This window comes from Spiroplasma taiwanense CT-1 (genome assembly GCF_000439435.1).
Lineage (GTDB): Bacteria > Bacillota_I > Bacilli_A > Mycoplasmatales > Mycoplasmataceae > Spiroplasma_A > Spiroplasma_A taiwanense.
Genome location: NC_021846.1, coordinates 1,024,757 through 1,051,694 on the forward strand (window position 1 = coordinate 1,024,757; position 26,938 = coordinate 1,051,694).

29 protein-coding genes are annotated in these 26,938 nt (G+C 23.3%); all 29 read right to left on the reverse strand.

The features are described from left to right. Window positions 1–29 precede the first annotated feature (29 nt). Window positions 30–230, reverse strand: a complete 201-nt coding sequence (locus tag STAIW_RS05190) for a hypothetical protein (RefSeq protein WP_020834776.1) — start codon at window positions 228–230, stop codon at window positions 30–32. Between the two features lie 74 nt (window positions 231–304). Next, window positions 305–781, reverse strand: a complete 477-nt coding sequence (locus STAIW_RS05195) for an ECF transporter S component family protein (protein ID WP_020834777.1) — start codon at window positions 779–781, stop codon at window positions 305–307. Continuing rightward, window positions 768–1,475: a PD-(D/E)XK nuclease family protein gene (locus tag STAIW_RS05200; RefSeq protein ID WP_020834778.1), complete on the reverse strand. Its 708-nt coding sequence runs from the start codon at window positions 1,473–1,475 to the stop codon at window positions 768–770. The genes STAIW_RS05195 and STAIW_RS05200 overlap by 14 nt, the downstream gene beginning before the upstream one ends. A gap of 41 nt (window positions 1,476–1,516) precedes the next feature. Further along, a complete protein-coding gene (locus tag STAIW_RS05205) occupies window positions 1,517–4,003 on the reverse strand; it encodes a hypothetical protein (RefSeq protein WP_020834779.1) in 2,487 nt (828 codons plus the stop codon). A gap of 11 nt (window positions 4,004–4,014) precedes the next feature. Continuing rightward, window positions 4,015–5,490: a hypothetical protein gene (locus tag STAIW_RS05210; RefSeq protein WP_020834780.1), complete on the reverse strand. Its 1,476-nt coding sequence runs from the start codon at window positions 5,488–5,490 to the stop codon at window positions 4,015–4,017. A gap of 243 nt (window positions 5,491–5,733) precedes the next feature. After that, window positions 5,734–7,074, reverse strand: coding sequence for a hypothetical protein (locus tag STAIW_RS05215; protein ID WP_020834781.1), 1,341 nt, complete (start codon window positions 7,072–7,074; stop codon window positions 5,734–5,736). After that, window positions 7,067–7,897 carry a peptide chain release factor N(5)-glutamine methyltransferase gene (gene prmC, locus STAIW_RS05220; protein ID WP_020834782.1) on the reverse strand — a complete coding sequence of 277 codons (831 nt, stop codon included), beginning with the start codon at window positions 7,895–7,897 and terminating at the stop codon, window positions 7,067–7,069. Before prmC ends, STAIW_RS05215 begins: the two co-directional genes overlap by 8 nt. 1 nt (window position 7,898) lies before the next feature. Next, a complete protein-coding gene (gene prfA, locus STAIW_RS05225) occupies window positions 7,899–8,984 on the reverse strand; it encodes a peptide chain release factor 1 (protein ID WP_020834783.1) in 1,086 nt (361 codons plus the stop codon). Window positions 8,985–8,999: 15 nt separating this feature from the next. Further along, window positions 9,000–9,602, reverse strand: coding sequence for a thymidine kinase (locus tag STAIW_RS05230; protein ID WP_020834784.1), 603 nt, complete (start codon window positions 9,600–9,602; stop codon window positions 9,000–9,002). Window positions 9,603–9,606: 4 nt separating this feature from the next. Then, entirely contained in the window at window positions 9,607–10,557 is a 951-nt protein-coding gene (locus STAIW_RS05235; RefSeq protein ID WP_020834785.1) for a DHH family phosphoesterase, read from the reverse strand. 13 nt (window positions 10,558–10,570) lie between these two features. Next, window positions 10,571–12,415, reverse strand: a complete 1,845-nt coding sequence (locus STAIW_RS05240; RefSeq protein WP_020834786.1) for a hypothetical protein — start codon at window positions 12,413–12,415, stop codon at window positions 10,571–10,573. A 91-nt stretch (window positions 12,416–12,506) separates the two neighbouring features. After that, entirely contained in the window at window positions 12,507–12,791 is a 285-nt protein-coding gene (rpmE, locus tag STAIW_RS05245) for a 50S ribosomal protein L31 (protein ID WP_020834787.1), read from the reverse strand. A 95-nt stretch (window positions 12,792–12,886) separates the two neighbouring features. Next, window positions 12,887–13,723, reverse strand: a complete 837-nt coding sequence (locus tag STAIW_RS05250; protein ID WP_020834788.1) for an SPE_1075/MLC_0560 family membrane protein — start codon at window positions 13,721–13,723, stop codon at window positions 12,887–12,889. Between the two features lie 44 nt (window positions 13,724–13,767). Beyond that, a complete protein-coding gene (locus STAIW_RS06270) occupies window positions 13,768–13,941 on the reverse strand; it encodes a helix-turn-helix domain-containing protein (protein WP_169522273.1) in 174 nt (57 codons plus the stop codon). Window positions 13,942–13,996: 55 nt separating this feature from the next. Beyond that, complete coding sequence (gene fba / locus STAIW_RS05255; protein ID WP_020834790.1) at window positions 13,997–14,890, reverse strand: class II fructose-1,6-bisphosphate aldolase; 894 nt, start codon at window positions 14,888–14,890, stop codon at window positions 13,997–13,999. A 65-nt stretch (window positions 14,891–14,955) separates the two neighbouring features. Then, a complete protein-coding gene (locus STAIW_RS05260) occupies window positions 14,956–16,551 on the reverse strand; it encodes a CTP synthase (protein WP_020834791.1) in 1,596 nt (531 codons plus the stop codon). A 63-nt stretch (window positions 16,552–16,614) separates the two neighbouring features. Beyond that, window positions 16,615–17,076 (reverse strand): DNA-directed RNA polymerase subunit delta, encoded by a 462-nt coding sequence (gene rpoE / locus STAIW_RS05265; protein ID WP_020834792.1) that lies wholly within the window; start codon window positions 17,074–17,076, stop codon window positions 16,615–16,617. 19 nt (window positions 17,077–17,095) lie between these two features. Next, the gene (locus STAIW_RS05270; RefSeq protein WP_020834793.1) at window positions 17,096–18,289 is read right to left on the reverse strand and encodes an HD domain-containing protein; all 1,194 of its coding nucleotides are present in this window, start codon (window positions 18,287–18,289) and stop codon (window positions 17,096–17,098) included. A 10-nt stretch (window positions 18,290–18,299) separates the two neighbouring features. Further along, the gene (gltX, locus tag STAIW_RS05275; RefSeq protein WP_020834794.1) at window positions 18,300–19,736 is read right to left on the reverse strand and encodes a glutamate--tRNA ligase; all 1,437 of its coding nucleotides are present in this window, start codon (window positions 19,734–19,736) and stop codon (window positions 18,300–18,302) included. Continuing rightward, entirely contained in the window at window positions 19,723–20,202 is a 480-nt protein-coding gene (locus STAIW_RS05280; protein ID WP_020834795.1) for a 2-C-methyl-D-erythritol 2,4-cyclodiphosphate synthase, read from the reverse strand. The genes gltX and STAIW_RS05280 overlap by 14 nt, the downstream gene beginning before the upstream one ends. Before the next feature lie 73 nt (window positions 20,203–20,275). After that, window positions 20,276–21,373, reverse strand: coding sequence for a redox-regulated ATPase YchF (gene ychF / locus STAIW_RS05285; protein ID WP_020834796.1), 1,098 nt, complete (start codon window positions 21,371–21,373; stop codon window positions 20,276–20,278). A 29-nt stretch (window positions 21,374–21,402) separates the two neighbouring features. Next, complete coding sequence (locus STAIW_RS05290) at window positions 21,403–22,272, reverse strand: ParB/RepB/Spo0J family partition protein (protein WP_020834797.1); 870 nt, start codon at window positions 22,270–22,272, stop codon at window positions 21,403–21,405. Then, window positions 22,259–23,032, reverse strand: a complete 774-nt coding sequence (locus tag STAIW_RS05295; protein ID WP_020834798.1) for a ParA family protein — start codon at window positions 23,030–23,032, stop codon at window positions 22,259–22,261. The genes STAIW_RS05290 and STAIW_RS05295 overlap by 14 nt, the downstream gene beginning before the upstream one ends. Before the next feature lie 44 nt (window positions 23,033–23,076). Continuing rightward, a complete protein-coding gene (rsmG, locus tag STAIW_RS05300) occupies window positions 23,077–23,772 on the reverse strand; it encodes a 16S rRNA (guanine(527)-N(7))-methyltransferase RsmG (protein ID WP_020834799.1) in 696 nt (231 codons plus the stop codon). A 38-nt stretch (window positions 23,773–23,810) separates the two neighbouring features. Beyond that, on the reverse strand, window positions 23,811–25,379 hold the full coding sequence (locus STAIW_RS05305) for an APC family permease (protein ID WP_020834800.1): 1,569 nt from the start codon (window positions 25,377–25,379) through the stop codon (window positions 23,811–23,813). Continuing rightward, on the reverse strand, window positions 25,354–25,557 hold the full coding sequence (locus tag STAIW_RS06275) for a hypothetical protein (RefSeq protein WP_020834801.1): 204 nt from the start codon (window positions 25,555–25,557) through the stop codon (window positions 25,354–25,356). The genes STAIW_RS05305 and STAIW_RS06275 overlap by 26 nt, the downstream gene beginning before the upstream one ends. A 44-nt stretch (window positions 25,558–25,601) precedes the next feature. Further along, a complete protein-coding gene (locus tag STAIW_RS05315; protein ID WP_020834802.1) occupies window positions 25,602–25,928 on the reverse strand; it encodes a hypothetical protein in 327 nt (108 codons plus the stop codon). Beyond that, entirely contained in the window at window positions 25,921–26,172 is a 252-nt protein-coding gene (locus STAIW_RS05320) for a hypothetical protein (protein ID WP_148285994.1), read from the reverse strand. Before STAIW_RS05320 ends, STAIW_RS05315 begins: the two co-directional genes overlap by 8 nt. Window positions 26,173–26,181: 9 nt before the next feature. Further along, the gene (locus STAIW_RS05325; protein ID WP_020834804.1) at window positions 26,182–26,937 is read right to left on the reverse strand and encodes an amino acid permease; all 756 of its coding nucleotides are present in this window, start codon (window positions 26,935–26,937) and stop codon (window positions 26,182–26,184) included. Window position 26,938: the final 1 nt, after the last annotated feature.

The window sequence follows — 26,938 nt, forward strand, 5'->3', positions numbered from 1 at the left end:
GGAACCCTCAAAAGGTTCCTTTTAAATTATTATAGAGACTGTTTCTTATAATTACTTTTAGCAATTTTTGCTTCACTTGAAATATTTTTTAATTCTCTCTTTTTTATTTTTAAATCTATCTTAGCTCTTTTAATTGATTCTTTTGCTTTCTCAATTAAAATTTCTTGATCGTTTTTTTTACTTTTAAATTCATTAAGTACTGCTTTAAAGTCTTCTTTTGATTGTGCCATTTTTTTCTCCTTTATAAAAATTGTCCATTTTTTATAAGTTAATTTTAAAACTATTTAAATAATTTGTCAAATAATTATCTATTTTTTAAATCAAAAATAATAAAAAAAATAAATGTAAAAATTGTAGTTGCAATATATTGAATAGAATCAATAATTAATTCTAAATACATTGCGGATAAATCAAATAATAAATAAACATAAGCTACATATAATAAAATTCATAAATAGCAAATAAATACTGCAAAATATTGATTTATTATTTTTCTAAAAAATAAAAATGACACTCCTATTAAAATTTTAATTATAATTGTAATCGGAATAAAAATTATACCTCCAGAATATAAATCAATTAAAATTCCACTAATAACTGAAGAAGTTATTAATGTTAAAGGGTTAATTATTTTAAATAAAGAAAGAAAAATAATATCTGAAAATTGCAAAATGCTTTTACCTGTTATATTTGAAAAAGTAATAACTATAAACCCAATTATAAACATTATGGTGGTTAGAAAGCCACATAAAACTATTTGTTTTGTACTAATTTTTTTCATTTTTTTCCTTTAATAAATTATTTATCAATGTAGATATCCTAGATTGTTCCTTTTTTATTGGTTCACTATATTTCATTAAAACTTGATTTTCTCTTGGATTTAAAATTAAGCAATCTTCTACTTTTAAATTTGATGAATATTCAAACATTTTTTTATGTAAAAATAATTGAAAAATGTATTTTTCTATAAAATTTACTTTACTAGTTTTAATATCCATTATAAAAATTTTTTCCTCATTTTGTAAAATCAAGTCTATTGTTCCTATAAAGTTACTATCAAAATTTAAATATACAAAAGTTTTTTGGCTATAAATCTTTTGAATATTATATTTATAAATGAACGAATTTATTTCTGTAATCATTTTTTTTGCTAAATTAATATTTTTTAAGTTTTTGCAAAAATTTATTTCTAAAAATAATCTTTTGGATTTTCTATTTTTTATGCTATTAAAGATCATTTTATTAACACAATTACTCAATTCAATTGATTTATTAACTACTTCAATTTTTAAATTATTATTAATTAAAAAAGGAAATGCTTCTTGTAAAATTTCAGAAACTTTCGGTAAAAAAATTAACCCATCATTATTTATATAATCAGTAAGTTTATTTAATATAGTATTTTTTTCTTTAGAAATTAAAAAATAGTTGAAAGCTTCATCAATTTCTATAAAATCAGTAATATCAAAAAACAAGTGCAAATTCCTACTTTATAATAAAAAATAATGTTTTATTATTATTTTTTATTATACACATGTCTAATTGTTAAAGAATCAATAATTGATTTTGGATTGCTATTTTCTAATTCATTAATTGTTTTTGAAAGTAACTCAATTTTTTGTGATAACTTCATGAATTCATCATGAATTTTTTTATTTTCATACTCTATGTCAATACTATAAATTAATTTTTCCAAAGAAGTTATTCTTTCTTCAATATTTTGCAATTTCTCATTTTTTTCTTCACAAAAACAAACTTCTTCTAATTCGCTTGAATTATTAAATTCAATATTTATAAAATTATCATCAAAATCTTCTAATTCAATTTCATTTTCATATAATTTATTTTCTTTTTGATCAAGTAAAATATTTTCTAAATTACTATCTTCAATAAACTGTAATTCTGTATTTTCATTTTCAGATAACGAAATATTATTTACTAATTTTTCTTGAATAAGACTAGTTTCTTTTTTAATTTGATCTAAGTTTTGATTTTCTAATAATGAAGAAGAAGTTCCTTCTTTTATATTTTGTTTTAGTAAAAGATCTATTTTATATTTTTTTGTATTTTCCAATTGTTTTATTAACATTTCAGATGCTAATAATTCATCTTCTATTTTAAAATCATTATATATTTCGTGTTCCTTTAAATTTGAAACATAGCTCTCATTTAATTGATTTAAATCGATATTAATAGCTCTTGCCATATTTTCTATAGCAAATTTATCTTCTGAATTTTCAATTTTTGATTTTGTTTTTTTTGAATTTGGAATAATAAATTCTTCAAATTCCTTTTCTTCAAATTCTAAATTATTTTGATCTATTATAGGTTTTGCTGTTGCAACAAAATCAATTTTATTTGCAAATAAAGATTTATTTACATTTTTTTCTAAATCCTGTTGATTAAAAACATCCAATGTAAGATCTGGCTGTTCAAAATTGAAATCCTCATAGATTTCATTTATATTTGAACTAATCAAAGAATTTATTTCTAATTGATTAAAATTAACATTTAATGCATCGTTCTGTTCTTCTTCTATTATTAATTCTTCATTTAAATTTTTAATTTCTATTATTTCCGGAAGTAATTTATTATTTTGAATAAACGATTCATTAAGATTTTTTTGTAAATTTTTCCCATTTAAAACTTCATTATTTTCTTTCAAATTTTCAATTAGTGTAAATTGAAAAGAGTTTTCATATGAATTATTAATTATTTCAAAATTTCTAAATCCAAAATCTTCCAACATTTCTTGTTCATTTGTAAAAGAAGAATCGATTTTTAGTAATTGATTTAAATCCATATTAATAGCTCTTTTCATTTTTGATAATACAAATTTATCATCAAAACCTTTCATTATTGTGCTTGTTTTTACTTCTGAGCTAAGTAATTTGTTAATTTCCTCATCCATTTGTGAATACGAATTGTAAATTTCATCTTCTTCATCTATTGATTTTATATCTTGTTCTTTAATAAATGAGTTTGAAGTTGAATTAAATGATTTGCTTTCCAAAGTAATTTCTTCTTGAAAAAGAACATCCTCTTTTTTATTTGAATTTATTTCACTAACTTCAAAATTTAAATTTATATCATTTTTATTTGATAATTCTCCAATTATAAGGTAACTCATTTGATAAAACTCAGGAATATTTAAATTTCTTGCCATTTCATTTGAATTTAATACTTTATTATTGAAATCTAACACCTTTTTCAATTGTTTTGGATTTAAGTTTTTTAGGTCCATATTTTCAAATTCTTTTTTTGTATCAATTAAACTTTGTTTTATTTTTTTTCATTTAAAATAATTATTTTTAAGCTTAGAATTTTTGAAATATTTATCTAGGTCTTTTTGATTTTCAACTGACAGCACAAGATTATCATTTACTTTTTCTTGCTCAATTTTGCTTTGAAAATTTATTTGATTTTTTTGTATCAAATCTGTGCTGTCAATTAACTTTCCCTCTTTAGATACCTCTCTTTCGAATTTACGTTCTTCTTTATAAATCGCTATTAAATTTCTTTCCTCTGCAAAATTATTTAATGCCTCAGAATCAAATAATAGAACTTCTAATAAGACAAAAGTAAATAGTAACAGTGTCCCCCCAATAATTAAAATAACTTGCCCTACTAGTAAACTCAATACACTTATTATAACTATGTATACTTTTATAAATGGCTTTGAAATTTTTTGAGCTTTTTTCATTCTAAGTAATTCAATTATTGAAATTACAATCATTGAAACTCCGATAGCACTAATTAATCCAATTGTAACAAATACTTGTCATTCCCCATTTTCTAAATTTGAAGAACTTATTAGAAATTGACTATCATTAGTTAAAAAAGTTATATACTTTTGTAAAGCTATTGAATTAAATATATTAAGTAATGATTCGCTAGAAGTAGATCATATACTAAATGTAAGTGATAATGCAACAAACATTGCAATTGAAGCAGAAGCTGCAATTGCAACAGTCCATGCACTTATTATAAAAAATTTAAACATCTTTTTTCCTCCTATTTATTTAAATCACTTCAATTTCCTGAAATTGAAGTTCCTTTGTTATTTATATTAGTATTTGATGATTTATTATTAATATTTATTAAATTATCTTTTCTAAATTTTGCAAAAACATTTTCTTCTTTATTATTTTCAACATTTTCTTTTCTAAGAATAAAAGGGTTAAAATTTGAATTTCCATTCTGTGATAACCTATTTAATTGTTCACTTTTTTCTTGTTCTTCTAACTCAATTCTTTGTTTTTCTAAAACTGTATTAACACGAATTCTTAAATTTGAATTAATTCCATAATCATTATTTAAATCACTAATTTTATTTTCCTGTTTTTGATTTTGAAAATAATTAGAGTTTAGAAATTCTAACTCCTCCAAGTATGGGCTCTCGATATTAAAATTTTCTTCTTCCAAAACATGGGGAATATCACTTTTAAAATAATTTTTATTAAAATCGTTTTTTACAATTTTTACTTCCATTGCTTTTTCAATTAATAAAATATTCTCAATGTTACAATCTAAATCATTAAGTAAGCTTATATTTTCTTCTTTAAAATTTAAACTAATTCTTATATTAGGAATATTAACAACTAATTCGGTTAAAAAATTAAGAATTAAGAAAATTTTTTCTTTTGGAATTTTTTCAAAATCTAAAATGAATAAATCTATTGTTTTATTAAATTGATAATCAAAAAATAAATTTTTAAACTCTTGAATAACCATATTTATAGGATCATCTGTTAATGATAAGGATTCTATAATAAAGTCAATATCTGAAGTTGTTTTTCCCCATTCTGTTCCTGCTAATAAGAGAGAAGTTCTTTCTCATAAAACTTTCTTATCTTCAACAGTAATCTGTTTAGGAAGGGAATTAATTATTTGTTTAAATAAGAATAAACAGGGCAATGAATACATCATTATTTTATTTATTTTAATAACTATTTTTTCATTAAAAGCATTTTCATAATTTAAATTATCCACTAATTTTTCAAACTTCTGTTTCTCATTAACCAAAATAAATATTTTATTTATATAGTCTCTAGTTTTTATTAATTCAGTATAACTATTAAATTCCAAAATTTCTTTATTAAAATTAATATCATTTGTTTTTAAAGAATTATCCAAATCCTCAAAATCTAATACTAACATATCTTCTTCATTACTATTAATAAAGTCTTCTAATTTTTGTTTATTTTCAAATTCTTCTAATGAGTTAGAATAAAAATTTAAATTTTGATTTAAATCTACAGAATCCTTTTGAGAACTTCTATCTTCATTATTAATAAATGGAGGTAAATTAATTTTCCTTGGTTCTCCAATAAGGTCTCTTATGAATGAAGGGACTACTTCTTTATCCTCAGTAAAACCCATTTGTGCACCTAATCTAGCATACTTTTCTTTTTCTTTCTCTACTTCATAAATTTTTTTTTCTTTTTCTTCTTTTAATTTTTTCATTCTTTCAAATGGATTTACATACATTTAAAGCACCCCCTATAAGTACATATTTATTATAGCATAAATTTTATTTTTTTCACTATTATGATTGCAATACATTAATTTGTTTGATATTATATATTACAATTTTTTTTAATGAATTAAATAAAATTAAAAGTATGACCCAGCTTATATATGCTGAAATCATACTTTTAAATTATTTTATAAATTTATTATAGCATAAAAAAATTAATAATACACTATTTTAACTATGAAAACAAATATTTTTTAAAATTTTTTGTTTATTTTTAATAATTTAAAACCGAGAATTATATAAACAGTTAATATAAAACTTATACTAATTATTGATTGAGATGCATATTGTAATCCTGATAGTCAAGGGTTTTTAACAATATTGTTAGAATTTATAAATGTTGTTCCTAACATCTCTTTTAGAGTAAGAAAAATTTCATTGTTTTCAGCAAAATATTTATTTAATTCAATTCCTATTTTATTATCATTTCAAATTTCCACTATATGTTGAATTTGGTTAGATGAATATGTAGTAATAGAAATAATTAAAATAATTTCAATAAACATAATTAAAAATTGTAATTTGAAAAATAAATTATTTGTATTTCAACCTTTTGTATAAACTAAAAAGAAAATGCATATTGTTCCCATTAAAAAACCAGAAATAATTATTGGCAAACTTTTAATAATAAAATTCGAAACATTACTATTTGTCAAAGAACTTAAATTTACATCCTGACTTTTAATTAAATCTGGCGCAATTGTCGATCAATTTAATAGTGAATTAATCTCTGAATTAAAAATAGACATAATAGAAATAAAAATTAATTGAGGTAAAAAAACAAGAAATGTTGCAGAAATTAATCAAGCTGAGATATTTTTACTATTATTTATTACTAATTTATTTAAAAAATAGCTCAATTTACTTTGATCCAAATTTTTTCTTATAGAGGTTGCTTCAATTTTTTCTTGCTTTTTTATCTCAAGTGAATTTAATAGTATTGCAAAATATATAATTATCACCATAATTTTAAAAATACAAATTCATCATGTAAAAGTATCTGAAGTTCATCTATATTGAATTATATTAATGCCATTTTCACTATAATATATTTCACTAAATTTTTTTTGTAAAAAAAATAATTCTTCCACGAATGGTTTATTAATATTTTGTTTTGCTAAAAATATGTAAAAAACATGAAATCTTGAATAGTTGTATTCAGAAATTGAGCTAAAAATTATTGAAAGAATAAGTAATAGAGTAATTAAAATTGTAAAAGCTACTTTTATTGTTAATTTTATTTTTTTTCCAAAAATAAAGGGAATTAAAAAAATAAAAATAAGTGTAAGTATAAAAATTGCAAAAGCAGCTCACATAAAAAATAGCATTGACATTTTAGTAACTATAACTGACGGACCAAAATTTTTTTCAATTAAAATAAAATAATTAAAATAAAAATTAATTGCTGGATTCATATAGTAAACAATTATAAACGAAATTGTGGGTGTAATAAGAATTAAAAAAATTACTAAAGTTTTAAAAAATTTATCTCATATTTTTATTGACTTGTTTTCCACAAATATTTTCTTATCCATTACTATCTCCATTTTTTAAAACAAAATACCTTCAATGATTTGAAAAATCTTTTTTAAATTCTAAGTTATATCTTACTCCTTTTGAATTAAAAAGTAATTCTATTTCCTCTTTTTGATTAAAACCAAACTCACTTATTATTACTAAATTATTATTTAATAAAAATAATTTTTCAAGATTTTTAAATAAAACTTTATAAAAAAATAAACCATTATCTTTTGCAAATAAAGCCATTCAAGGTTCAAATAATTTAACATTTTTTTCAATATTAATATCATTTTTATTAATATAAGGTGGATTTATTAAAATAAAATCCATTTTTAAATTTTTTTCAAAAATAAAATCTAAAAAATTAGAATAAAAAATTTTTGCTTTCATTTTTTTTATTCTTAAGTTTTTTTTGCAAACTTTTAAAGCACTTTTTGAATAATCAGATAAGTATAAGTTAATATCATTAAATTCTTGTTTTAAGCTAATTCCAATACATCCACTTCCACAACATAAATCTAATACATTTTTATTAACCAAATCAAACTTTAGAACTTCCTCTACAATTAATTCTGTTTCATATCTTGGAATTAATACATTTTTATTAATAAAAAAATCACTCTTATAAAAAAATTTTTTATTAATAATATATGCAAGTGGTTTTTTAGTTCTAGAAACCTTATTAATAATATTTAAAAATTTTTTAAATTCCTTTGGATTTAAAGTATCATCAGAAATAAAAAAAGCTTTATTTTTAAGGAATAAAATGATTTTTTTAAAATTATCTTCTGAAATTATTGAAGGAACATATTTAATTTTTAAATCAAAAATTTTCAATTTAAACCTCTATTTGTTGAGCAATTATATTTTTTTGCTCATTATTTATTAATTCTGTAATTATTTCTTCTAAATTACCTTCCATTACTTGATCTAATTTATTTAGAGTTAAATTAATTCTATGATCTGTGATTCTATTTTGTGCATAATTATAAGTTCTAATTTTTTCACTTCTTGCACCTGTTCCTACCGCTGTCTTTCTAACACTAGCTGCTTCGCTCTGTTGTTCTTCTAACTTTGCTTCATATATTCGAGCTCTTAACATCGTCATTGCTTTATCTTTATTGTCGTGTTGGCTACGTCCATCTTGTGATGCTGCAACAATTCCTGTTGGAATATGAGTAATTCTAACAGCTGAATCTGTTGTGTTAACATGTTGACCTCCAGCTCCAGATGATCTGTAAGTATCAATTCTCAAATCAGAAGGTTTTATTTCAACTTCAACCTCACTAATTTCTGCTAGAACTGCAACTGTTGCAGTAGAAGTCTGAATTCTACCTTTGGATTCAGTTTTTGGAACTCTTTGTACTCTATGACTTCCTGATTCAAATTTCATTTTAGAATATACCTTATCTCCCTTTACCATAAATGAAATTTGACTAAACCCTCCTGCTGTTGATTCACTTTGATCTAATATTTCTACTTTTCAATTATTTTTTTCTGCAAATTTTAAATATAATCTAAATAAGTCACCGGCAAATATATTTGCTTCATCTCCTCCTGCAGCACCTCTAATTTCAAAAATAACATTTTTATCATCATTTGGGTCTTTTGGAAGTAATAGTAATTCAATTTCACCCTCAATTTCTTCGATTTTACTTTGTGATTCTTCTAATTGAGATTTTACAAAATCTCTCATTTCCTCATCTTTTTCAGTTTCTAATAAAGACTTTGCATCACTAATATCATTAAATAATTTTTTATACACTTGATATTTAATAACAATATCTTCTAGGTTTGCTTTCTCTTTATTTAATTCCTTTAATAATTTTATGTCCTTTAAAATTTCTTCACTTTGTAAATTTTCTTCTATAATAGACACTCTTTTTTCCATAATATCTAATGCTTCTTGAGTTTTTTTATTCATATTAATCACCTCTATCTATTTTGGTTTAATATAGCAATGTCGGCATCTTGCTTCATATTTTTCAATTGCGGAAATAACAATTATAGGCTCATTTGCTTTTGCTGGTTTACCATTAATTATTCTTTGCGTTCTATTTGCATTTCCTCCACAAACATGACAAATTGATGTTAATTTATCTACATATTCTGCCTGCACTAATAATCTATCTACATTTTGAAAAGGATTATTTTTAAAATCTTTGTCTAAACCATTAACAACAACAATTATTCCTTCATCAGCTATTGAAGAAAGAACTTCTACAATATTTGTATCCAAAAATTGAACTTCGTCTACTCCAATTATATCAATAGATTTTTCTTGGTTTTTCAAATTTACAATTTCCTTTAATTTCTCACTATTTTCCACTGGTATTGATTCAATACTTAAACCTGAATGTGAAAAAACATCATTTATAGAATATCTTCGATCAATTAAAGGTTTAAAGACTAAAACATTTTGCTTTGCATATTGATATCTTTTTAATCTTCTTATAAATTCTTCTGTCTTTCCCGCAAACATACATCCTGTTATTAACTCAATTCAACCTCTTTTACTTTTATGATTCATTCTATAGCTCATTATACTATTCCTCCAAATTAATTAATTTTTCTAAATCTCCTACTAAATTTTCTAAATCATCTCAATTTTTAATTTTTGCCCCTGATGCTAATCTATGGCCTCCCCCATTATACATTTTTGCTACATGATTAACATCAAATTCTCTACTTCTTAATGAAATTTTTATATTTTCATTTTTAACTGATTCATAAGCTAAAAACCAAATTTTTACTTCCTTAATACCTGATAAAACATTTAAACAACTTTTAATCTCCTCTTCTCCCAAAACTGTCTTTTCAAAAAAATCTCTTGTTAGTTTAATATACGCAATTTCATTATTTTTAGAAAAAATAGCTTTATTAAAAATATCAAAGTGAAATCTTGTTATCTCCAAGGTTCTTAAATATAATGAATTATAAACTTCATTAATATTAATTCCCCTTTTAATAAGAATTTGGGCTGCATAAAAAGTTTGAGAATTCACTTTATTAAATAAAAACCTTCCTGAATCTGTAACTAAACCATAATAGAGAAAAGTTGCAGCTTTTTTTGAAATTTTTAAATTCATTTCATTAGCTCAAATTGTAATTATTTGTGTACATGCAATTGCAGAAATATCAACTAATTTATTTTTTGCAAAATCATCAATTTCTAAATGATGATCAATTTTAAAAATTTCCTTAACTTGATCTTTGAATTCAAAATCTATTCTTTCAAAATTTGCAACATCCACAGAAATTAGCAAGGATTTTTTAATTATTTCCTGATTTAATTCTTTTTCATCAAAATCACGAATTCCTAAATTTAATTGCTCTCCCACAATATAAATCTTTTTGTTTTTAAAATTATCCAAAATAATTTCTTTTAGAGCTAAAGCACATCCTTGTGTGTCTCAATCAGGAGAAGCGTGTTTTGCTATAATAATAAAATCATTTTTATTAATAATATCTATTAAATTTCTATATTCAACTTTCATCAAAACTTTTCTCCTATAATACTTCTAATATTGAGTCTTCAGATATATAAATATTGATTTTTTGATCATCATTTAATTTTTCAGTAGAATAAAAAATTAATTTATTATTATTTGAAGTGAATTCATATATATTTTTATCATTAAAATAATCTATTTTTTTAGCACTTCCATACATTTGAATAATTATATTTTTTGATTCCTTTTTATGTAAAACTATTTTAAAAGGATCAAAAAGAATTTTTCCACTATTTTTAAAAATAGTAGATTCAATTTTTACTTTTTCTCCAAAAATATTGATTATTTTTCCATCATATGAATAAGGTATCATATTACCTAAATGAAAAAAATCATTTCCATATGTATTTCAATATTTTTTTAAAAGTTCACTGTAACCTATTTCTATAACTGATTTATCATTTAATAAATTAATTTTGCTTTTTAAATCAACTATATTTTTTAAATCTTTTTCTAAAAAAATTATTGAAAATTTTTTATTTATTTTTTTTAAATTTTCAATTGCTTTAACTAGTTCCAAAGCTTCTTCTTTTGTTAATTTTGAAAATATATTATAAAAGATAATATTATACTTTTTTAAGTATATTGCTTTGAGTAATTTGAATAAAATTATATTTATACTTTTTCATTTCAATGAAATAAAATCAAAAGAGATTTCAAGATTTTTTAATGTTTCTACAATATAGCTATCTGCTTGACTATAAATACTCCTAATTGTTTTTTTTAATTTATTTTTTTTATTTTTAAATTCAATTGAATTTCCCTCTTCAAGTTCATTATTTAATATTTTTTTATGATATCTGTGCATAATTTCAACAATTTTCCCTTTTAAAATTGTTGATTCATCTGCAAGACCTTCAAAAAATATTTTTTCTTGTTTCTGCCTAAATTCAAAAACTTGATCTTTTGCAACTTTTCTTCAAGAAAAAATTTCTTCCAAATCTTTTAGTTTTTTATATTTTAAATTAAACTTCCCCATTTCAAAAAGTATTTGTTTTTTTAAATTTTTTAAAATGAATTTATTTTTTGCAATTTTTCTTTTTATTGCAGTTACCTTTAAATCAATAATTTTTAACTGTTTTCTAATAACAAAATTTATTTGATGAAAATTTAACTGAGAAGATAATTTTTTAATAGATTTATCTTTTGTTTTTTTTGCATTATATTCACAAGTACATAAAGAATTCAACTCTATAAAGACATATACCTTATCTCATAAGTTTTGTAAAAAAGTTTGAAACAATTCAAAATTTAGTGTTTTTTCAACTAAATAATAATAATCTTTAATAATTATTTTTATATAATTTTCTAAATTTGGATATTCTTTTTCTAAATTAATTTCATTAAAATTAACAATATTATCCAAAAATTCGCTTTGTCATTGTTCTTCAATTTCAATTGAACTATTAATAAATTTTGAAACCATATTTTCAATCTTTTTTCTCATCTCAAGGTCTGTTTCATTATTTTTAGAAGTTGAAAATGATAAATATGAATACTTATCATTAATATAATTTATTTTTGACATATTATAAAAATCTTTATTTAATAATAATGAAGTATAAAGTCAAAACTTTTCAGGTCATTTTCTAAATATTAGACCATGTTTAATTATTTCTACTCTTTTATTTGTTCACTGCTTATTAACTTTATCAAAATTATCAATTTTAAAAATACCATCTTTAACACTATATTTACCTTGCAAAATATTTTTAAAATTTTTTAGTAACTCTGAATCATAACTTAAAACTGTAGTTAAATTACTTTCTAGCGCCTCAAAAGTTATTACTTTTGGATTAACTTTTTTATTAATAAATTTTGCATTTTTTATAAAATAACTCATGAAAGCCCCCTATTATATATTAATTGTATAACATAATGACTTAAAAATAATAAAACTAGACTTTATTATATGTCTAGCTTTATTTATTAAATTATTTTTTAGTAGATTTCTTAGCATTTTCTGCTTTTTGAGCAGCTGATTCTTTTTCCACTTCTGCAGCTTTTGCTTCCTTTTTAGCAAATTTTTCTTTGAATTTTTCTACACGACCTTCAGCATTTGCAAAATTTTGTTTTCCTGTATAGTAAGGATGGCAATTTGAGCAAGTATCAATTCTAACTTCTTCACTTTTTGTTGATCCTGAGATAAACTCGTTATTGCATGTTGTACATACAAACTTAGCTTCAAAATATTGTGGATGAATGTTTGATTTTGGCATAATCTCACCGTCCTTTTAAATAACATTAATTCCAATACAAAAATAATAATACCATATTTTTTAAAAAACAATAAATATTTTTAGATATTACATTACTAAATATTTTTATTAACCTGATTTATTTTGAAATACTTAATACATTTTTTAATAAAATTTAAAAACATATTTATATATGGTCCTGCTATAAAAGTAAAAGCTATTGTTCCAATTCCAAAATTTTTAGTTAAAAATAGCAATCTTTGATTTCAATTTCCAGGAATAAAAAATCAAAAAACTATTCCTGGAAAAAAAATGCAAAAATCAATTATAACTCTTGATTTTAAGTAATTCATATTAGTTAATCTCATTAACTGATAACAAATATTATTAAATGGTCCCATTATAATTCCTGAATGAACTCAAAGGGCAATACCAAAGCAAAAAATTGTAAAACCTGCTATAAAAATTCAATTTCTAATTTCTTGAGTTATTTTATCACTCATTATTTTATCCAAAATTATAACATTTTTAAAATAAAAATTTAGTAATAAAGGAGTCAAAAAGGCAATTATAATGTCACTAATTATTATTATTAATAAATTAAATCAAATTTCGTTTTTCCTTATTTTTTTATATTCCTTAATTGTCGGTGACAATGCAAAAATAAAAGAAAAAAATACCATAATAATATATAAAATATTTAGTGCTAAAATGTAAGTACTTTTAAGTACCTCATCACTCATTGTTCCTGTTTCAAAATTATATTTTCCTATAATAGAAGATATATTATAAAGTGTTCAATCAATTTGACTTGCCCCAATTGTTGAAGATATATACATTGCTATTCCCAATGTACTCAAAATAAATCCTAGTAAAAAAAGTAAAATTTTCACTATAACCCTTAAATAATTTGTTTTTAAATATTTCATTTTAGATAAGTATAATATTTTCATTTTTTTTCCTTATTTTAAAAATTATAAAAAATAGACATAATTGCCTATCTTTCATATTTCATTTTAATTGCTTCTTTTCCGCCTTTTTCATAATTTTTCACTCAATTGCGCAAAGAAACAACACTAACGTTTCTAGTTGGTGCAAACTGAGAAGCAGAAACTCCACTTTTTTTAAAATCTTCAATTATTTTTATTTTCTCTTCCACATTTAAATGCATAATTAACACTCCCAATGTCATACTAACATTAATTTGCATAAAAATATTTTAGGTTTTATTTTGCCCTACCTTGACATCCAAAAATTTTTGTTAATTCCATGAAAGTTTCTTTTAAAGCTTTATATCCAGGAGCAAGCAGTTTGCGTGGATCAAAACCTTTTCTTTCATCATCTAAATCTTTTTTATCTTCTATATAACTTCTTGTTGCATCTCTAAAAGATAATTGTAATTCTGTGTTTACATTAATTTTTGATATTCCCAATTTAATTGATTTTTCTATTTGATCTTGAGGAATTCCAGAACCACCATGTAATACCATTGGTAATTTACATGCTTTTTGTAATTCTTCTAATGTTTCAAAAGAAAGTGTTTTTCATCATTCTGGGTACTTTCCGTGAATATTTCCAATTCCTGCAGCTAACATTGAAATTCCTGTTGTAGACATTTCTGCAGCTTGATTTGGATCTCCTAACTCACCTTCTCCAACAACACCATCTTCTTCACCACCAATTGAACCAATTTCTGCTTCAACTGAAACTTCATGTTCATTTGCAAAATTCATTAATTCTTTAACTTTTACAATATTTTCTTCATATGGTAAGTGTGATCCATCAAACATTACTGATGAATAACCAGCCTCAATACATTTTTTAGCCATTTCCAATGATTGACCATGATCTAAATGTAATGCCACAGGAGTTGTAATATTTAAGTCTTCTAATAAACCATTAACCATTCCCACAATAGTTTTAAGTCCTCCCATATATTTTATTGCACCTTCTGATGTTGCAATTATAACAGGTGTTTTTGACTCCTGAGCAGCCTCTAAAATTGCTTTTGTTCATTCTAAATTATTAATATTAAAATGACCTATTGCATATTTACCTTGATGTGCATCTTTAACCATTTTACTCGCATTAACTAATTTTGAGTGATATATTTTTGACATATAAATTTCCTCCTAAATATGATTATACAACCAAATAAAAATTAAAATAAAAAAACCCACTATTTTTATGAGTTTTTTGCAATAGCTTTTACAAAGCCCAAAAATAATGGATTAGGTCTATTAGGTCTACTTGTAAATTCAGGATGATATTGTACAGCAATAAAAAAATCATTTTCTGATAACTCAATAATTTCTACAAGTTCTTTTTCATCATAAATTCCTGAAAAAATCATTCCTGCTTCTTCAAAGATTTTTTTAAAATCATTATTAAATTCATATCTATGTCTATGTCTTTCAATGGCAAAATTAGTTTTATATAAATTTGCTGCTAATGAATTTTCTTTTAAAGTAGTTTTGTATCTACCTAGTCTTAGTGTTCCTCCAATATTTTCTTTATTTTTTCCTTCTAAAATATGAATAATTGGGTGTAAAGTGTTTTCATTTAGTTCTGTTGTGTTTGCATCAGAAAAATTTAAAACATTTCTTGCAAATTCAATACAAGCTACTTGCATACCTAAACAAATACCTAAATATGGAATATTATTAATTCTTGCAAAATGTGCAGCACAAATTTTACCCTCAATTCCTTCTTCTCCAAAACCACCAGGTACAAGTATTCCTTTAGCGTCTTTTAAAATTTGTTCAAAATTTTCTTTTGTTAATTTTCTAGCATCAATTCACTTAAATTTTACTTTTTTCTTTATTTCATAACCTGCTATTTTTAATGATTCCATTACTGATAAATATGCATCACTTAATTCAACATATTTACCAACAATATGAATTACAATTTCTTCTTTTGAATTTTCAATGTTTTTTACAAATTTAATTCAATCAGAAATATTTAACTCTCCTAATTTTAAATCTAATTGTTTAGCTACAATTTTATGTAAATTAGTTTTTTCAATTAATAACGGTACTTTATAAATAGAATTACTATCTGGACAATTAATTACATTTTCTTTTGGAACATTACAAAATGATGAGATTTTATCTTTCAATTTATCATCAAATTCCTTTTCACTTCTAGCAACAATTACATCAGGTTGAATACCTAACGAAAGCATTTCTTTTACAGAATGTTGTATCGGTTTTGTTTTAAACTCACTAGATATACTTAAAAAAGGTAAAAGTGCAACATGAATAAACATTACATTTTCTTTTCCCTTTTCCATTCTTACTTGTCTAATTGCTTCAATAAAAGGCTGTGATTCAATATCTCCTACAGTTCCACCAATTTCACTTATTATTACATCCGCTGCATTTTCTTTTTCGACTTTGTAAATTTTTTCTTTTATTAAATTAGTTATATGTGGAATAACTTGAACAGTTTTACCTAAATATTTTCCTTGTCTTTCAGCATCTAATGCTTCTGAATATATTTTTCCTGCCGAAGTTGAAGATGTTTTAGAAAGATTTACATCAATAAATCTTTCATAATGACCTAAATCTAAATCTGTTTCTCCACCATCATCAGTTACAAAAACTTCCCCATGTTCAATTGGATTCATTGTACCAGGATCAATATTAAGATAGGGGTCAAATTTTTGCATAAATACCTTTAATCCACTTTGTTTCAATAAAACTCCTAATGAACTACCAGTAATTCCCTTACCCAATCCAGAAACTACTCCACCTGTTATAAAAATATGTTTTGTCATAATAAAACTCCTTTTAAAAATAAAAAAGTAGTTAGATAAAACTACTTATTTATAAGATAGTTACTAATATTCGTCATCGTCATCATAATCATCTTCAAAGCTATCATCAAAATCATCATCGTCATCTTCTTCATCATCGTCATCATCTAAATTATCTCTATTTATAAGTTGTCTTGCCTTTAAAATATTTTCACCAGTATCACTATCATCATAATCAAATGAATCCTGATTAAAATCTAAATCCTCAAATTCTTCTGTTGTTTCGAATTTATCAACATATTCATATTGTTTTTTTACATCTTCAAATTTTAAATAGTCTCTTAAGCCTCATTTACCATCCGAAGTTAATGCAAATCTATTATCTAAAACCAAATCGCTGTATAATTCTGCAATAATTTCATTTTTACTTTCATTATCTCCGTCAATGTGTTTAGAAATAGCGTTTCATATATTTTCAAAAGAGGAATTTCCTTTACATTCTTTTAGAAAATCAAAAGCTAATTCTATTGTTGATATTTTGTTCATTGTAATTCCTCCATATTTTTTATTCTACATTATACTTTGGAAAAATATAAATATTTTTATTAATATTTTCCATATTTATATTTAGAATTTTTGAGATTTCACTTAATTTTATAAGCTCATTATCACTTCTTAAAATATAAATATTTTCATCTTTTGCAGATTTTTCTTCCCTATAAATAAAAATATTCTTAGTTTTTATTATATTGAAATAATAACGAAAATCATATTTAAAATTATTTTTTTTGAAATTAAATTCTTCTTCACCAATATCAATTTTTGCAGAAAGAAATTTTCTTGTAATTAATCTATTTGATAAATCACTTAATATAAAATCATCTTCCTCTTTTGTGTTTTTTATAATTTCAAACATCGTGTAATCATCTAATCTCAAATAATTTTCTAATGAAAGTATCTTTTCATCCATTAAGTCCTTTAAAAAAATCAAATAATATTCATTTTTAAATTTATATCCATCCTTATACAAATCTTTAAGTCTTAAAAATCACATTTTAAAGGTCTGATCAAACGCCACAGAAACCTTATGTTCATATACTTGCACAAACATGTGAAATCTTCCTAATAAGTAATGTTCAATTGCATTTACTGTTTTTTCCAAAAAAACTATTTTATTATTAAAAATTCTAGCATTCCTAATTATTCAATTAAGATCAATTTTTGAATAGCTTACACCAATATTTACGCCATCTCTTAATAAATAATCTAATCTATCAGCATCTAACTGACTTGAAACTAATAAATTCAATATTTGATTTGTATGTTTACCATCAATTATTAAAACAATTTCATTGGGGTCTATAGTATATTTTTTAAGAATTTTATTAATATTTGTATCACCTAAAATAATGTCCAGAGTATAATTTTCATGCTTTTGATTTGAGATAGATTCAAATGTATGTGAAAACGGTCCATGACCCAAGTCATGTAATAAACCTGCAATTTTCACTATTCTTTTTTCATGTTCTGAAAGTTGGGAACTGAAGCTAACATTATTTAAAAATTTACTTATAATATGATATACACCAATACAATGTGAAAATCTTGTGTGATTAGCGCCTGGAAAAACAAATTGACCTCCACCTAATTGAATAATACGTCTCAATCTTTGAAATTCTGGTGAATTAATTAAATCTAAAAAAATTTTATCCTCAATCACTATTTCACCATGAACATTGTCTCTAATAATTTTTTCCATATGCATCTCCTTAATTAATGCTATCAATGTTTTTTAAAATTTTTTGTTTTCCAATAAGTTTAATGGTTTTTGCTAATTCTGGACCGTGTTCACTAAGTGTAGTAAATATTCTTATAGGCATGAATAATTCTTTTCCCTTTAAACTAAATTTTTCACCTGTTTTTTTTATTAAATCTTTTAATTCTTCTTCTTCAAAAGAATTCAAATTTTGAATTTGACTTTTAAAATAAATCATCATATCTTTTCAATTACTAAAACTTTTTAAAACTTCTATAGTTTGTAAGTCCATATTTTCTTTATTAAAAAATATATCTAAATGTTCATTTACTTGTTGTCCAAACTCCAACTCTTTTTTAAAAAGTAATAAAACATCATTGATTCACTTCTTCTCTTTTTCTTTTATATTAAATTTTTTAATATCTATAAATTTTTTAACAAAGTTAATATAATTTAAATCGTCTAATTTTTTCATTCACTGACTATTAATTCATTTCATTTTATTTGGATCAAAAGTACTTGGAGATTTAGAAAAGCGATTTTCATCAAAGATTTTAATTAATTCTTCCTTTGAAAATAATTCCTGTTCACCTTTTGGACTTCAACCAAGCAAAGAAATATAATTAAATATCGCTTCTGGTAAATAGCCTTGTTCTCTGTATTGAGAAATAAAGAACATTGAGTTTCCACTTCTTTTAGATAATTTTTTTTTAGTTTCATCGATAATAAGTGTTAAATGACAAAATATTGGCATATTTCAACCAAACGCCTCATAAATCATTACTTGTTTTGGAGTATTTGAAATATGTTCTTCTCCTCTAACTACATGAGTAATTTTCATATCATAATCATCGATTACAACTGCAAAGTTATATGTAGCTATTCCATTTGATTTTAAAATTACAAAATCACCAATTTCTTTAGAATTGAATTCGACTTCACCTCTAACAATATCATTAATTTTAAAAATTCTATTTTCTTTAACATTAAATCTAATATTAAATGATAATTTTTCTACATTTTTTAAGTCAGTTCTTGTTAAACATTTTTTACTATATTGGGGAGCTATAATTCCTTTTGAAATTTGATATTCCCTTTCTTTTTCAAGTTCCTCAGGAGTACAATAGCATTTATAAGCTTTTTTTAATTGTATTAATTTATCTGCATAATTTTTATAGATTTCAAATTTCTGAGATTGCATATATTTTCCAAAACCATCTTTTGGTTTTTTAAAAGATTCATCTGCAAAGATACCCAATCAGTCCATATTGTCAAATTGAGATTCAATTGCTCCATCAACATTTCTCTCTAAATCTGTATCTTCTATTCTTACAATAAAGTCTCCATTATAATGTTTTGCATACAAAAAATTCATTAATGCTGTTCTTGTATTGCCTATATGTAAAAAACCTGTAGGTGAAGGTGCATATCTTAATCTAAATTTTTTCATTATTTATCTCCTTTTTTAAAATTAAATTACAATAGCAAGAAATTAATTTAGGAAAATTATTCTCTGTAGTTGTTGCTTTTATCGAAACTTGATTTTCCCTTAAATTAAAAATTTCCAATATATTATTTTTAATTAATTTTTTATGCTCTATTAAATTAGGAAAATCTAGTTCAATTAGAATATCAATATTTAAAATACAATATTTTTCTAAAACCAATAGATTTTTAACATAATCAACTATTTCTAATGAAGAAAAATTTTGTGGCATATTTTCTTTATTATAATAAGTTCCGATATCTTCTTTCCCTAATGCTCCCAAAATTGCTTCACTTAAAGCATGAAAAACAACATCTCCATCACTATAAGCTTTTATTGAGAATTCACACTCAATTTTTTGACCTGCTAAAGTTATATATTTTCCTTTAATTAAATTATGCATGTCCTTTGAAAAACCTACTTTAAACATATATTAACCTCTTTCTTAACATACTTGATTATAAATTAAAAAAATGATTTATAAAACATTATAAATCAATTCATTATCTATTGAATTTAAAAAGGCAAACATCTCCATCCTGAACTAAATAATTTTTACCTTCTAATCTTATTTTTCCACTATTTTTTAATTTTTGCTCATCTCCTAAATCAAAAAGATCATCACATTTATAAACATCCGCTTTTATAAAACCTTTTTCAAAATCTGTATGAATAATCCCTGCACATTCTGGAGCTGTTGAACCTTCTTTAAATTGCCAACCTCTTGCTTCCTGAGGACCGCAAGTGAAATACGTTTTCAAACCAAGTAATGAATAAGATGCTTTTGTTAATAAATTTAAACCTGATTCATTAACACCTAAATCATTTAAAAAAATAGACTTTTCTTCAGCATCAAGCTCGCTTAATTCCTCTTCTATTTTTGCACAAATTTTTACAACTGGTGAGAATGTTTTTTGTGCATACTCTTTAACCAAATTGACATATTTATTGTCATCAATTAAACCCTCCTCCCTTACATTAACCACATATATTATTTTTTTTGTTGTTAGTAATTGAAAAGATTTAAGAATTATTTTTTCTTCATCTGTAAAATCTAACTTATTTAATAGTTTTCCATCAGCTAATTGAGTTTCAATTTTTTTAAGTAAATTATATTCAAAAATAATTTCTTTATCCTTTGTTGATTTAAACTTTGGTTCCACTTTTTGAAGTCTCTTTTTAACACTTGTTTCATCTGCAAGTATTAATTCTAACTCAATAATTTCAATGTCTCTAATTGGATCTACGCTTCCTTCAACGTGAGTTATCTCTTTTGAATCAAAACATCTAACCACTTGACAAATTGCATCTGTCTCTCTTATATTTGCCAAAAATGCATTTCCAAGGCCCTCACCCTTACTTGCACCTGCAATTAAACCAGCAATATCTACAAATTCGATTGTTGTATATATAGTTTTTTTTGAATTAAAAATCTCAGCCAATTTATCTAATCTAGAATCATGAACTTCCACAACTCCCACATTAGGTTCAATAGTTGCAAATGGGTAATTTGCTGCTTCCACTTTTGAATTTGTAATTGCATTAAAAAGAGTGGATTTACCAACGTTGGGTAAACCAACAATTCCTACTTTTAAACTCATATTATTTTTCTCTCTCTATTTTTAAATAATTAATTTTCATCAATTAATCCTAATATTTCAAATATTCTATTTAAATCATCTTCGTCAGAATATCTAATTATAAATTTTCCATTATCAATAGTTACTTTTGTTCCCAATTTTCTCATTAAATTATTTTCAGCAAATATGACTGAAGGTTTTTTATTATTTTCCGTAACAAAACTTACTTTATTTTTATTTTTTATTAGTGCTTCAACTTCTCTAGAGGTTAAATCTTTTTCAATAATTTTATTGAAAATATCATCTAAAAGTTCAATATTATTAATAATAGATAACAAAGGTTTTGCCTGCCCCATAGTTATTTTTTTTTCCAACATTGCATTTTGAATTTTTTCTGGTAAATTTAATAACCTCATTATATTTGCAACATGTGACCTTGATTTTCCTACACGTGATGCAATTTCTTCTTGTTTTAAATTTAAATTTACTGAAAGTTTTTTATATGCAACAGCCTCTTCAATATCTAATAAATCTACTCTTTGAATATTTTCAATAATTGCAAACTCTTCCATTTGTGTATTTGTAATATTTAATAAAATAACTGGTATCTCTTTAAGACCAGCAATTTTTGCAGCTCTTGTTCTTCTTTCTCCTGCAATTATTTGGTGATCTTGATTTATTATTATTGGTTGAATTATTCCATGAAGTTTAATAGATTCAGCTAATTCATTTAATTCATCATTTTCAAATAACTTTCTTGGTTGAAAAGGATTTGGCTTTAACAAATCAATATTAATTGTTTTCTTATTTGTATCTGAAATTTTTTTGTCATTTTCAATTACTCCGACTATATCTGATACTGATTCACCAAAAATATCATCAAGCCCTTTAAAATTATATCTTTTTTTAGACATCGCCATTTTCTTTCAACACTTCCTTTACAAATTCAATATATGCAATAGACCCTGCTCCATTTTTATCATATTCATATATTGACTTACCTTCCATTGAAGATTCTGAAATTTTTATGTTTCTTGGAATAACTGATTTATATACTTTTGGTCCAAAAGTTTTCATAATTTCTTCTAAAACATCATGAGCAAGTCTTGTTCTAGAATCAAACATTGTCACTAAAACTCCTTCAATGGTTAAATCAGAATTTAATGTTTCTTTTACTTTTTTTATCGTTCTTAAAAGTTGCGCAACACCGTGCATAGCATAATGTTCTGCTTGAATTGGAATTAAAACAGTATCTGAAATAGCAAGACCATTTCTGTTAATTAATCCTAAGCTTGGCGGGCAATCAATAATAATATAATCGTAATTTTGTTTAACAGAATTTATTTGGTCTCTTAATACATTTTGATTATTATTTCTTTGTTCTAATAGAATTAAATCTACTGCAGCAACATCAATTGAACTTGGTGCTAAATCGATATTTGGTTTAATTTCCTTAACAATAATATTATTTAATTCCTGTTCACCAATAAAAACATGATACATACTTAATGTTTTGCTATCAATTTCATAACCTATACCTGTTGTTGCATTAAATTGCGGGTCCATATCTATCAAAAGAACTCTTTTATTTGCCAAAGCTAAACCACAAGCTAAATTTACCGAAGTTGTTGTTTTCCCGACACCACCTTTTTGATTTGAAATTGAAATAATTTTTGCCATTTCTTTAAATTCCTTTCATGTATATTATTATATAATAAAGACAATTATTTCCCTAGCGGTCTTTTCTTTATTTGACAATATAATCTTGGATAAAAATTTGATGTGCTAGCAATTTTTATATAAAATAAATTAATTCTTTTTCCTAAAACTAAATCATCAATTTCTTGAATTTTTTCTAATTTAAGTCCTATCTTATTTTCACAATTATTTAAATCATTTATTTCAAATTCTGCATTTTTTCCTTTTAAACAAATAAAATAACCATTAATTTTTAAAGCTTGAACACCTACTTCCAGTAAAATATTCAATGGCGCCATAGCTCTTGAAATAATTAAATCAAATTTCTCTTTATTTAGAACGGAAAATTCTTCAGCTCTTTTATTAACTGTTCATATATTCTTTAAATTTAGTTCTTGAATAACTTTATTCATAAAATTAATTTTCTTACCATTTGATTCTACTAGATAAATTCTAGAATTTGGAAAAATAATTTTTAAAACTATACCCGGGAAGCCAGCACCTGTACCTATATCCATTATTTCCAAATTATCTAAATTAAAAACATTTGAAAATATTAATGAATCATAAAAATGCTTATCAATTATTTCTTGATCGTCTGTTATTGAAGTTAAATTATATTTTTCATTTTCCTGTTGTAAAAGATTTTTAAATATAATCAATTTTTCCTTTTGATTATCTTTTAATTCTACTTTTAAATCCTTAAATTTATACCATTCCATATTTTCTCCTAAAAAAAATAAAAAAAGTTTTACTTTTTTTATTTTACCTTATTTTTGTTAATATACTTTTCAATTTCTTTATTTCTATCATACTTAAATCAATTTTTTGGATGCAATCTCAAATAAAAATCATTTTCTTTTATATTTATTTTAGAAATAAGAGCTTCATTAATCACTCAAAATAATGCAATTAGTAATGAAAAAAATATTAACAACAAGGGATCTATTAAATTATTATTTTTTATCTTATTTACAAAAAAATCATAATAAGTATAACTCATAACTATTAAGATAAAAATTGCTGCAACTATACCTAATATATATCCACCTTTAATTTTCTGGACCTCAACTTTGTTTGTTCTTCTATTATCAAGAATTGCAACAATTAAAATAAAATAAACAACAAATGCAAACATAACACTACTATTTGATGAATAATTTGCTATATAAAAATAATCAATTTTTTCTGAATTCCATGTTATTAATAATGAAATTATTATAAATACAATATAAATTGACAATGTAACTATCATTCCTATAAAACCAGATTTTTCATAAGATATTTTTTTCTTTTTTTCAGGAAAAAAAATAAATCCTTCTTGTAATGCAGAATGAACTGTTCTTGGCAGTAAAGTTGTATAACCATTTACCATAGTTAATAAAGTTGCAGCAATTATAATTCTGAAAATAAAAATAACTCATGGATTGTTATTAAAAATTGTTTCAAAAAAATTGAAAATATTTCCATCCTCTCTTGAAATAAAAACAGAAACTGTTATAAAAATATAAAAAACTGTTACAGCCAATATCGCTGTCATCATTGCTGGAGCAACCACTTCTTTATGTTCACAATCTTTTTTTAATGCCGAAGCATATATAAAACCGTCAAAAGCAAACAATATTGGTATCATCGTTGCAAAAACTAATGAAAGTGAAACAGATTCATATGGTTGACTTGGATTAAAAGAATTTATATTATTTTTGTTATTTAAGACAATAATTATTCCACCAATAATAACAGTGAAAAGAGGAATAAATTTAATGAAAGTAAAAATATTTTGAATTATTTTACTTGGTTTTTTTGTATAAATATTCATTACTTGAAAAGTTATAAGAACAATAGTAGATAATGTTATTTTAATAAAAATAAAATTAACTTCACCTATAATACTTATCAAACTTTCATTATTTAAAGAAAAATATAAATTATTGATTGCATCAAATAAAGTATCTATTGTAAAAATAGCTCCTATAGCTGCTAATATTGGTAAATACATACAAATATATAAAATTGAAAATAATGAAGCTGTTCTTCTATTTATAAATTTATTTGCCCAAGTTTGTGTTGTTGAATGTTCACCATCTTTTGTTGTTGATGCGGCTTCAATAAAGGAAATCATCATTAAAGCACACATTACTCCAATAAATAATCAAACTCCAAGTGCAATTCAAGGATTTCTACCGGCTTCTCAAAGAACACCTCCTGGTTCAGTTTTGTTTTTTAAATAAATTCCACCTCCAACAACAATTCCAAAAACCATTGAAAATATTGTTAAAAATTCAAATATTTTATTTTTTGTTTTATTCTTTTTTGATATTTTTATCATTGTTATTAATCTCCTTTTTGTTGTTGAACTTTTCAATAATGATTTTTTTATCATATTTAAATCAATTTTTCGGATTTAATCTCAAATAAAAATCATTATTTTCTATGTCATGAAATGAAATAATCGCTTCATTTATAATTCAAACTACTGCTATAATAACAACAAAAACAAATCACATAATAGGACCTAGTAAATTTCCATCAACTAAAGTTTTGATGATATTTAAATAATATATATCATCATTAAAATTAACATTGAAACAGAAATAATTGAAGTTACAAAACCACCCTTTACAGGTTTTACTTCAATTTTTTTTGTTTTTCTATTTCTTAATACACTAATTATCATTGAAATATATATTAAATAAACCAAAATTATTGATGTATCTGACGATAAATATGATGTTTCTAAATAACTTTTACCCTCTGGATTATCCCAAGTAATAATTAAACTACTTGAAACAAAACTTACAAAAAATATTAGAACAATTATTAATGATATATAATCTGATTTTAACTTACTTAAATTAGGATTTTCTTTATTACCCAAGTAAATAAATAAATTTTTCTTCTATAGAAGATTTTAAAATTAAAGGATAAATTACACTATAAGCATTAACCATTGTTAATAAAGTTAGTGTAATTACTAGTTTAAAAGCAAAATCTGCTTTTGGATTTTTTGAAAAAAAATCAAGAATATTACCATCTGTTGCACCTATGAAAATTGCAACAGTTATTACTAAATAAAAAATAGCCACCGCTATGATTCCTGTCATCATTGCTGGAGCAACCACTTCTTTATGTTAACAATCTTTTTGAATTGATGCAGAATCTAAAAACCCATCAAAAGCAAACATAATTGGAACCATTGTTGCAAAAAAACTGTTAATTGAAAAAGGCTGATATGTGTTGTTTGGATTAAAAGAATTTTCATTACCTTGTGCAAAAAAAACTATTCCTAATATAAGAACAATTAATAAGGGAATGAATTTTAAAAAAGATAAAATTGTTTGCAAAATCCTTACTGGTTTTTCGGAATAAATATTCATTAATTGAAAGCCAACTAAAAGAAATGTTGCAAAAAATATTTCAATTGTTATTTGAATATCAGGTTTTAAAAATAAATCTCAACTATCAATTCCATTATTTAATTCATATATAACCTTTATTGCATCAAATAAACTACTAGTTGTAAATAAAGAACCAATAATAACTAATATAGGCATATAAATAATTGCATATAAAATTGTAACTAATGAGCCATATCTTCTGCCCACAAATCTTCCTGATCAAGAAGTTAATGTATTGTGTTCACCTTTTTTAGATGAAGAGGAAACTTCAATAAAAGTTACCATCATTAAACAGCAAAACACACCCATTAAGCTTCAAACAGATAATGCAACCCAAAGATTATTACCTGCCATAGCCAAAACACCATTTTCTCCAGCGTTTTTTAAATAAATTCCACCTCCAACAACAATTCCAAAAACCATTGAAAATACTGTTAAAAATTCAAATATTTTATTTTTTGTTTTATTTTTTTTATTAATTTTTGTCATA